General features: G+C 37.8%; 8 protein-coding genes. 3 read left to right on the forward strand and 5 right to left on the reverse strand.

Annotated elements, in window-relative coordinates; translation table 11 throughout:
- The first annotated feature begins 79 nt into the window (after positions 1 to 79).
- Entirely contained in the window at positions 80 to 343 is a 264-nt protein-coding gene (locus L2748_RS22950) for a ribbon-helix-helix domain-containing protein (RefSeq protein WP_248957776.1), read from the forward strand.
- A 231-nt stretch (positions 344 to 574) separates the two neighbouring features.
- Here L2748_RS22950 and L2748_RS22955 read toward each other — a convergent pair whose 3' ends face one another.
- Entirely contained in the window at positions 575 to 1,345 is a 771-nt protein-coding gene (locus L2748_RS22955) for a hypothetical protein (protein ID WP_248957777.1), read from the reverse strand.
- Positions 1,346 to 2,015: 670 nt separating this feature from the next.
- On the opposite strand from L2748_RS22955, the gene L2748_RS22960 reads away from it, so the two are divergent.
- A complete protein-coding gene (locus tag L2748_RS22960) occupies positions 2,016 to 2,417 on the forward strand; it encodes a hypothetical protein (protein ID WP_248957778.1) in 402 nt (133 codons plus the stop codon).
- 366 nt (positions 2,418 to 2,783) lie between these two features.
- On the opposite strand, the gene L2748_RS22965 is transcribed toward L2748_RS22960, so the two are convergent.
- The 4 genes from L2748_RS22965 to L2748_RS22980 form a co-directional block, all read right to left on the reverse strand.
- On the reverse strand, positions 2,784 to 2,894 hold the full coding sequence (locus L2748_RS22965) for a recombinase family protein (protein ID WP_248957779.1): 111 nt from the start codon (positions 2,892 to 2,894) through the stop codon (positions 2,784 to 2,786).
- Positions 2,895 to 3,336: 442 nt separating this feature from the next.
- Positions 3,337 to 3,627, reverse strand: a complete 291-nt coding sequence (locus L2748_RS22970) for a hypothetical protein (protein WP_248957780.1) — start codon at positions 3,625 to 3,627, stop codon at positions 3,337 to 3,339.
- Between the two features lie 312 nt (positions 3,628 to 3,939).
- The gene (locus L2748_RS22975) at positions 3,940 to 4,245 is read right to left on the reverse strand and encodes a helix-turn-helix domain-containing protein (protein WP_248957781.1); all 306 of its coding nucleotides are present in this window, start codon (positions 4,243 to 4,245) and stop codon (positions 3,940 to 3,942) included.
- Entirely contained in the window at positions 4,226 to 4,585 is a 360-nt protein-coding gene (locus tag L2748_RS22980; protein WP_248957782.1) for a type II toxin-antitoxin system RelE/ParE family toxin, read from the reverse strand. The genes L2748_RS22975 and L2748_RS22980 overlap by 20 nt, the downstream gene beginning before the upstream one ends.
- Positions 4,586 to 4,855: 270 nt before the next feature.
- Between L2748_RS22980 and L2748_RS22985 the strand changes: the two genes are divergently transcribed.
- A complete protein-coding gene (locus L2748_RS22985; protein WP_248957783.1) occupies positions 4,856 to 5,104 on the forward strand; it encodes a recombinase family protein in 249 nt (82 codons plus the stop codon).
- Positions 5,105 to 5,180: the final 76 nt, after the last annotated feature.

Genomic DNA, 5,180 nt, shown 5'->3' on the forward strand with positions numbered 1-5,180 from the left:
GTTTTGATTTACGGGTCATTTGTTCACCTTGTGTTTAGATGGGGATTATACCCCTTACATCTTGGTGTCCAAATTCACTATGCCACTACACTCATACCAGATGATAGATACAGGCAACCTTACTCATGCTGAAATAACTCAAATGAAACGAGACCTCAGCAAATCAGATAATCTATCTTGTGACGAAATTGTCAGTCTTACAAAAGTGCGGAAAAAAGGGGTATCGGTATCGCTGTCAAAAGATGCAATTTCAAAACTTGACAACTTAGCCAATGAAATTAATGCAAGCAGAAGCTATATTGTTGAAACGTTGATTAATGCGGCGCTGACAAAAGTTGATTGAAATCTGATTGAGAGTAGCGGCTTAAAATTAATTCAGCATTGGTAACATCACCCGCTTTGAAACTGGCCAAAGCTTCGGCGCGCAACTTTTTTATCACCTCTGGTTGACTAATATTGGCAGATACCTGAAGCGGCATAGAGCAGATGAGGAGCAATACTGACAACGACAGTCTTATTATGAGAAATTCCTTTTAACAAAGTTAAATGTAAGGCAATTCGGCAAGCAATTAAATTAATTTGCAGATGAAATAAAATCGTTAGCCTTAAAAGACCAGTGTTTTCTTTCGCCGTTATGAATGATGGTAGCATGCTCTGAGAAATATCCACCAAATTGAGAGTATGTCTCAAGGTTGATGTTAAATGTCGATAACGGGGTTTGATACTTATTTAATGCGATATTTTCTATGTGTTCTTTTGTTATTTGAGTTGCGAACCAAAACGAAATAGCAGATGCGCATAAGTATGCAGGGATGAATTTAATAATGCGTCGCCTAAATATGTTAAGTTTTAAGTGGCTGAGGGCTTTGTAGGCGAAAAGCATAACAACTGGGAATATGACTATTAAAGGGTAATATATGCTGAAGTAGTCAAAAATGTAAAGGATGGGAACTATGGATGTTAATAAGGCAATCCAAACGAAGTAAAATACCAGCATAGCGGTCCAAAATAGTATTTTTGATGTGATTTCGTGAACATGAGCAGTTCTAGGGTGTTGCTTTTCTATGGTTGAGATTTGAGCCTCACCTCTGTCGTAACGATGATCAAATACTGCTGCTATTGATTGAATGGTATTTTTTGCTTCTATAATTGATTCGTTGGTCGCATCCTCTTTCATTCGGACAGTGTAGTTAAATCCAGAATACGAAAGGCTAGATACACCTTTAGTTGAAAGGATTAGGTCGTGAATATGCGGTTCAATAAGAGCGCGGGTTGATGCGGGGATAACATTAAATTCTAAATATGTTGCTGATATATATCTGTCGCTTAACGGTAGAGAGTTCATTATGAATGTCGTTAAGTAAAAGAGCCCTATGCTGCAGATTGTGAAGATTGATTTTTTCATTTCTATGCTGGTTAAGTTTTAGTTAATCAAAAGTTGGGATTTCCTGATGACGATTAGGGCTTTCCCTGTAAAGTCGAAAATGTATTGCTCAGTTTTTTTAACAGCACCAAGCAGCCATGCAAAAAACAGTACACCTGGCCTACTCACAATGATGACCATGACTATTAATACTAAAACTTATTTCTTAGGCTGACAAATCCCATTCACATATTGAACAATTCCTAGTCACAAAGTGAGTGGGCGGCACTATACACGGTAAATCCAGCAATCGAAAAGCCAATAATGCTTATCCAATGAGTAGATAACATGAATTTAAACCGCAATAATTTCTGCTTAGTCCCTTTAGGATTCATACAACTACACTGGAGAAGCTAATTACTACATATAGTATTAATTTATTCGCTTAAACAATCCAATAAAAAGCTGAACTCTGCTACACCAAGCATTCCAAGATAAAATCCCTAGGTAGAATAGATGCAAATCGTGCTAAAATAATTTTCCTATAGCCTGCTTATTGGTTGAATACTGCTTTGATAGTCCCTTCTAGTAAGTTACTTTATAGCATTCAACAGAACTGATAACGGAATAAATATCAAGGGGAACATTTATAATGCGTTATTTATATTTAGTGTTAGCTCTTAGCAGTTTTAACTCTGTTGCGACCACGTATCCGATGCAAGAAATTTACGACAAATTAGATATAACATCATTCAATAGTTCACTTCGGCCAAGAATCGACCTGGAAGTAAGGAACAATAAAACGCACTTTTCCGATATAAAGGGTTTACCAAAGCCAACGATAACAAAAAATAAACTTATATTTGATAGCGATACTTGGACGAATACACTAGAAGTTATCGAGTTTAATAGAGGTGAATATTCAGTTTGCTTTACTGATAAGGCAAAGCAAGGCACTTATAATTCTCAATCTCCATTTGTCTTACGCAGATACGGCGATACTTTCGTTGCCATTAATGATTACTCCGAAGCGTGTGAGGAATACGCTAGGTAACCAATTAACTGCCGACTGAACTCTATCATCACAGAAATCATTGGATAGATGGAGTTCGGTTAATCTGTCTTTGTTATGACCATCTTTAACGCTCGATATATCGTCGCTTCTCCAAACTCAAATTCTTTAGCAAGTTGAACAATAGTGCTCCTTCAATTCGACTAGAATGTATCGCACTGCATATTTGCTCATAAAGCTTTGTTGGGCGACCAAACTTCATTCCGTTCTCTTTTGACTTTGCAATACCTTCTGCTTGACGAACAGTACGTAAGTCATTTTAAATATCTGCAATCGACGCCAACATATTAAACATCTATCTGCCTGTTGATGTAGTGGTGTCGATATTTTGTTCTATAACAATTAAGCTTATTTTTCTTTTTCAAAACGTTTAGCGAGTTGTGCGAGATGAACAACTGAACGATCCAGCCTATCTAAACGAGTAATGACTAAAGTATCTTCTTTTCGAAGGTAATTCATGCAAGACTTAAATTCAGCTCGATTTGCTGTTCACCCACTACGCTTTATTCTGGATCATCGTTATCGAACAAAAAAATTCTTGACCTCTCATGATACTTCCTTATTTTAAACGTAATTAATCCGAGCAAATATTCAGACAGCTCATCCACCAAATAAAGCGTAATGCGTTATCAAATGAGTTTTAGATTTAAACTCCAACCATTTGTTGTAACAATTTCAATCAAGGCTTTATGTAATTCGTTATTGCTAAATACTACCAACTCCGAATTACTATCTAACAAATAAATATAACTGGTTACATAACCTGCTTGTGCGCTAAAATTGAAGGAAAAACCATTACGGCCAATAACAGTGGAACTCGAAACTACGTGATCTTTAAATCTTACTAAATGTTTACTCTCATCAAACCAGAGTTTCATATTAGCTAGGAACGATACAGCTTTTAACTCTCATTAAGGGCACTTGTCACTTCTCGTTCTATTTCAGACCAGGACAATAGCGTTGCATCAATCCCCTCTTTTGCATGAGCATTCCAACCTCGAAGCCTAGGCAACTTGAGCCAGATAAACTCTTCATCCTCGATGCCAGCTCGTTGGTAATAAGCAATCAGTTCGGCATCAAAGCAGTCCCCTACCTCACCACACAAGCCACACCTTCCAGTATCGGAAAGAAAATAGTTTTTAATTGGTTGGCATTTGTCGCAGATATTTGGGTTTTGAGTTGATTGGTCCATATTTCATCTCTGCTGGGAAAGAGGTAAACATCCAAGTGTTTACAGTGGATGTTGACACTTATATTTACCAGAAAAAGTAGTTATTAGTAAACAATATAGCCAAGGCGGTAAACTTTTAGCCTAAATCAGTTAATTATTACTAGTAAATCTAAACTAGGTGGTAATGGCATTTTAAAATAAAAAGCGGCTTGGCAGGGAGGAAAACCACTGCCACGAAATGCATATGTCAGCTTTCAGGCGCCTCGCTCCGCTTACATTAAGGCAGTGCCTTAATAATTTGCCTAGCACGTTTATGGATAAATGAGTTTGTAGCTATACCTTCATTCCAAAGTGATGACCATTAGGCATCTCAATATCAATGCGCAGTTTCCCCCCTAAAGCTTCTACATACCGCTTGAGCGAAAGCAACTTCACGTCTTTACCATTCTTTTCTAGATTCGCAATGGTAGGCTGCTTGATTCCCATGCAACTGGCAACTTGTACCTGTGACATTTGAACACTATGCCTAATCTCAGCCAAATTAAGTTCTAGCAACATCTCTGCGCCTTGTAGCTGTGCTTGACTCATCTCATCTTCAGTCATCAGTTCATCAAGACCACTAAGTGGTTGGCTTTTCATTATTTAACTCCTTTAGATGATCTTCAAACTCGCTTTCAGCTATTGGGATCATCTTCTTATAGAAACGTTTATCACCCGTTTTATCACCACCACACAGGACAACACACTGACGTTCAGGATCAAAAGCGAAGAAAAGCCGAATTGGCTTCCCACCACTTTGTACACGTAACTCTTTTAGGTTACTGATTCCAGTCCCTTTCAATGTATCAACATAAGGTCTGGGTAAGGTTGGCCCTCTTTCTTCCAACAAAATAAGAGACGCCCTTACGTTAATTTTGTCTCTACTATCTAATGACTTAAACCAGTCAATAAAAATTGGGCGGTTGAGTATTGTCCACATCGGAGGTACTTTAATTCATTTCATTTAATTATAGACTAAAATCTATATAGACCACAATCTATATGGCGTTGGTTTTTTAGCGATTGAGTATAATTGTGTTCACACCACAACATAGTCACATCTATTAAATTGCTAAACTGTCAGCCATAACGGAAACTGTACGAAACCGAACGGTTTAGTACAGTTATATATATTAATGTACGAAAGTTAGTGAAAACAAATACGTACATAAGCTATAATAAGTACACCCATTTCGTACGGAAATTATCCATGTCACGCGTTTTTGCTTATTGTCGGGTATCCACGCTAGAACAGACCACCGAAAACCAACGCAGAGAAATAGAGACAGCAGGTTTTACAGTCCAGTCTCAACGATTAATTGAAGAACGCATCAGCGGCTCTGTTACTGCAAGCGAAAGACCTGGCTTCACTAAGCTGCTTGACCGCATGGAAAATGGTGACATTTTAATTGTCACTAAATTGGATAGGCTTGGCCGTAATGCTATTGTAGTGGCATAGTGAATTTGGACACCAAGATGTAAGGGGTATAATCCCCATCTAAACACAAGGTGAACAAATGACCCGTAAATCAAAA

The organism is Shewanella sairae (assembly GCF_023283535.1).
Lineage (GTDB): Bacteria > Pseudomonadota > Gammaproteobacteria > Enterobacterales > Shewanellaceae > Shewanella > Shewanella sairae.

Excerpts from the sequence above, each read along its gene's own strand:
- L2748_RS22950 (WP_248957776.1), top strand. The coding sequence starts at position 80 with ATGCCACTACACTCATACCAGATGATAGATACAGGCAACCTTACTCAT.
- L2748_RS22955 (WP_248957777.1), bottom strand. The coding sequence starts at position 1,345 with ATGAACTCTCTACCGTTAAGCGACAGATATATATCAGCAACATATTTA.
- L2748_RS22960 (WP_248957778.1), top strand. The coding sequence starts at position 2,016 with ATGCGTTATTTATATTTAGTGTTAGCTCTTAGCAGTTTTAACTCTGTT.
- L2748_RS22965 (WP_248957779.1), bottom strand. The coding sequence starts at position 2,894 with ATGAATTACCTTCGAAAAGAAGATACTTTAGTCATTACTCGTTTAGAT.
- L2748_RS22970 (WP_248957780.1), bottom strand. The coding sequence starts at position 3,627 with ATGGACCAATCAACTCAAAACCCAAATATCTGCGACAAATGCCAACCA.
- L2748_RS22975 (WP_248957781.1), bottom strand. The coding sequence starts at position 4,245 with ATGAAAAGCCAACCACTTAGTGGTCTTGATGAACTGATGACTGAAGAT.
- L2748_RS22980 (WP_248957782.1), bottom strand. The coding sequence starts at position 4,585 with ATGTGGACAATACTCAACCGCCCAATTTTTATTGACTGGTTTAAGTCA.
- L2748_RS22985 (WP_248957783.1), top strand. The coding sequence starts at position 4,856 with ATGTCACGCGTTTTTGCTTATTGTCGGGTATCCACGCTAGAACAGACC.